Here is a 3,446-nt window from a genome sequence, read left to right on the forward strand (position 1 = left end):
ACGATCAAGACCCTGCTCAAGCGCATCCAGTACCGCCCCGACCTGATCGCCGGCTTCCTCGGCCAGACCGACCTGCCCCTCGACCCGGAACCCCCGTAGCCAGACCCTGACCATTCAAGCTCTGTAGTCATAGATCACGATCCCGGGCGTGTCGCACTCCCCCGAGCCACGAACCACCTTCGCGCCGCGCTCGCCCGCCAGCGTCCACCTGAGCCCCGGGAACGCGCCCCCGCGCGGCTTCGCGCTCGATGCCGCCGGCCGCTCATGATCGGAAATGCTCGAGTTTTTTGATCTTTGCGCCGGCGGCTTGCCGGCCGCGCGCTCGCTGCCGAGCCGAGCCCGCCCGAGCGATCACCGCTTGCCCCCCCCCGGTCACTGTGCGAAGTCCACCGATTCGGTGGGAAAACCAGGATGCACGGTTTCGGGCTCGGCGACGTCACGCCCGAGCGAGCCCCCCGCCGCGCGCGCCGAGCGAAGGTGGTTCGTCAGGACTCGCCACGCCACCCCGGACGGGACCGATCCGCCCACGCCTCGACTTCCGCCCGCCACCACAACCGGATGCGCGGCCTGGTGAACACAGGGTCCGGGAAGCCTTTCGTGCGAGAGATGGCGTCCGCGCGTGACCGCGAGACACCGATCATCGAACTGAGATCGGAGATGTCTACGAGATCAACGTCAGGGTCCATGCCCGTGACGCTAAGTGAGCGTACGTAGCCATGCGTATAACTACAGTGTCGCGCCTACCGGATCGCTAGGCGTACGTAGCCATAGCGGGTTAGTCTTGCCCCCCGGTCAATCGGGCCGGAAACAGACGAGCCGCCCGGACGCGCGAACATCCGGACGGCTCTCGGCGATCGCCCAAACCAGGAAGGACAACCGCCGTGGCACTGATTCAACCAGGACAGGCAACGCGCCCGGATGTTGAGACGCGAGAGCACCCGGACCCATCGGGCGCGTTCACCACGTACACGATCACAGCCGAGCCCACGACACATCCGGCCATGCTCGCCGCTGCGCTCCGGCGGCTCCCGATCGCTGCCGAGTTGATCGACGCGCGCGCCCACCACGACGGCTCGGGCTACTTCGCGCCGGCCGCGTTCGACGGAATCGAGCTCGTCTACCGCACGCTGGCCGACCCCGGTCACGGGCCCGAGCCCGAGCCGGCGGACTGAGCCGCCCGAGCCCGAGCACGCGAACGACCCGTCAACCTTCGGGGGGTGGCGGGTCGTTTGGCGTTCCCGGGGCCGTCACGGACCGCAACCCGACCGGCGTCACGGTGGGTGACGCTCACCAGGCTGACGCACGGCGGGCGTTACGCGGGCTCGATAACGCGCCAGCGTGCGCCAGGAACCAGCCCGGCCGTGACCGTGGGTCATGCTCCCCCAAGCGCCCGGAATCGCGATCCCTTTACGTACCAGGCGTTTTCGCGCGCCGATTCGCTGCCCGATCTGGCCTGTCCGTACTTTGCGTGACGATTTGGGCCTCACACCTAATGTGCGGTCTAACGCCCGATAATGTTCACTTCTCATGCGTCAGGATCGGGCGTTGCCGGGCGAACCACCTTTGCGCGTGTCCGTTCCCAGGGATCATGAGAAGTTCCGTGGGAGCCAAGAAGTGATCTGAGAAGTCCCGGTGGGTCTGAGAAGTTGATCGGCGTGTGTCGGCTGATGTTCCGTCGAGCCCCTCTGTCGCTGGATCGACGACCTTCGCGACCAATGGACCCGTAGCGACCTGCCAACGGCTCTACGATCATCAACCAACGGCTCTACGATCATCAACCATCGGCTCCCGCAGCGTCCACCTGCTCCAGGCCACTGAGACGGAGAGCTTCGTCGAGCTCGCCGAGCTTCGCGGGCGACAGGCTTCCGGCCTTCTCAATCAGGTCTGCCCTGGTCAGGGTGACCAGCCACGTGCAAGGAATGAGGCCTGGGCGTGGGAGCGCGACTCGCAGGACACCGCCCAGGGGCAGTCCCTCGGGGGCGCCCACTGCCACCTCGACAGCCACGCCGCTGATCTCGATGTTCGCTGGAGCGACGACCTGTATGGCCCGGAACCCACCGGGCTCCTCTCCCGAGAGCAGAACGACCGGCCGCCGCTCATCGAAGTCCACCCACCAGACTTCGCCGCGTTCCATGTGTCCTCCTACACGAGACGGCAGGCGCACCCCGCACGACCGCGCAGAACACGCATCGGTCGTCAGCCACGCCCGGACCTCCCTCACCGACGACCCCACACTGAACCGCAAGCGTCCCACGGATTAAGAGATCATCGGCGGTTCGTCCGCTGATGTCCGTGGACGTCCGTCGGTGCTGCTCATGGGCGCGGCCTCGTCCACCGAGTCCCGTAGCCGTCCGCTGCTGTTCGCGGGCTTGGCTGCCTCCTGGCTGCCATCCGCGGTGGCCTGTCTCGCTGCGGACGGCAGCGGTGGTGCACAGATCTATAGTTTGATCCCGATTTTCCATTGATGTCTGAATGTTCGCTTTGTCTGCTGATCTCGGGCGTTCTGTTCACAGACGTCCGCCAGCGTCCGTTCTTGTTGGCAGGTTTGGCTCAACGTGGCTGTCTGTCACCGGCCTATCTCCCACAACTGCACCGTGTTGTCGTCGCTGGCGCTGGCGAGGGTACGCCCATCCGGCGCAAACGCCACCGAATTCACTGCGTCGGTGCGGCCTGAACTGAGGGGGCGCGGGGTGGCCGGGTCGGTGACGTCCCACAACCGCACCGTGTCGTCGGCGAGGGTGCGTCCGTCCGGGGCAAACGCCACCGACCCCACCCGGTCGGTGGGGTCGGTGAGGGGAGCCCCGAGGAAGCGGGGGATGGTTGGGACGGAGACGTCCCACAACCGCACCGTGTTGTCGTCGCTGGCGGTGGCGAGGGTGCGTCCGTCCGGGGCAAACGCCACCGACGTCACGCTGTCAGCGTGGCCGGTGAGAGGGGAGCCTAGGAGGCGGGCGCTAGGTGACGTTGTGGGCGTTGTCGAGCTAGGACTCTCGGACGGAGACGAAGAAGGGAGGTCGTGCTGATCCCCGCCGCGAGTGAGGGTGAGGGGGAGGATGATGCCGGCGACGGCGAGCAGCACCGCCACGGCGGCAACAGGCAAGCGACGCCGTAGCCAGGTCGGAGTCCCTCCGGAGCGCCACGCGGGCGGGCCGCCCGGTCTGTCTTCAGGTGGTGTGGGCCATGTCGGGTCGGCCCGGCGGGTGGGCAACTCATCGCCATCCGGCGGCGGTGCCGGTGCGGCAGGAGGCACCGAGGCTGGCACGGTGAGGGTGGCGGGCTGTTCGGTGGTGGCGCGGATGTCGTCGTCGAGTCGTAACCCGATCCCGGTCCGGCCGGTCCATCCCGGACCGTAGGTTTCGGTGGCGGCGCGGGCTAGGTCCAGGGCGAAGGCGTGCGCGGACGGGTGGCGCTCAGCGGGGTCCTTGGTCAGGGTGCGCATCACCAGC

The 3,446-nt window shown here is 67.6% G+C and carries 3 protein-coding genes; 1 reads left to right on the forward strand and 2 read right to left on the reverse strand.

Annotated features, from left to right (window positions below; genetic code table 11):
- The first annotated feature begins 881 nt into the window (after positions 1–881).
- On the forward strand, positions 882–1,172 hold the full coding sequence (locus FMEAI12_RS36385) for a hypothetical protein (protein ID WP_146776835.1): 291 nt from the start codon (positions 882–884) through the stop codon (positions 1,170–1,172).
- A gap of 602 nt (positions 1,173–1,774) precedes the next feature.
- Here the strand turns inward: FMEAI12_RS36385 and FMEAI12_RS33835 are convergent.
- Positions 1,775–2,134, reverse strand: coding sequence for a type II toxin-antitoxin system PemK/MazF family toxin (locus FMEAI12_RS33835; protein WP_112109170.1), 360 nt, complete (start codon positions 2,132–2,134; stop codon positions 1,775–1,777).
- 432 nt (positions 2,135–2,566) lie between these two features.
- A partial coding sequence (locus FMEAI12_RS39005) for a WD40 repeat domain-containing protein (protein ID WP_368672138.1) occupies positions 2,567–3,446 on the reverse strand: 880 nt, incomplete at its 5' end.

The organism is Parafrankia sp. Ea1.12 (assembly GCF_900465275.1).
In the GTDB taxonomy this organism is placed as follows: Bacteria; Actinomycetota; Actinomycetes; order Frankiales; family Frankiaceae; genus Parafrankia; species Parafrankia soli.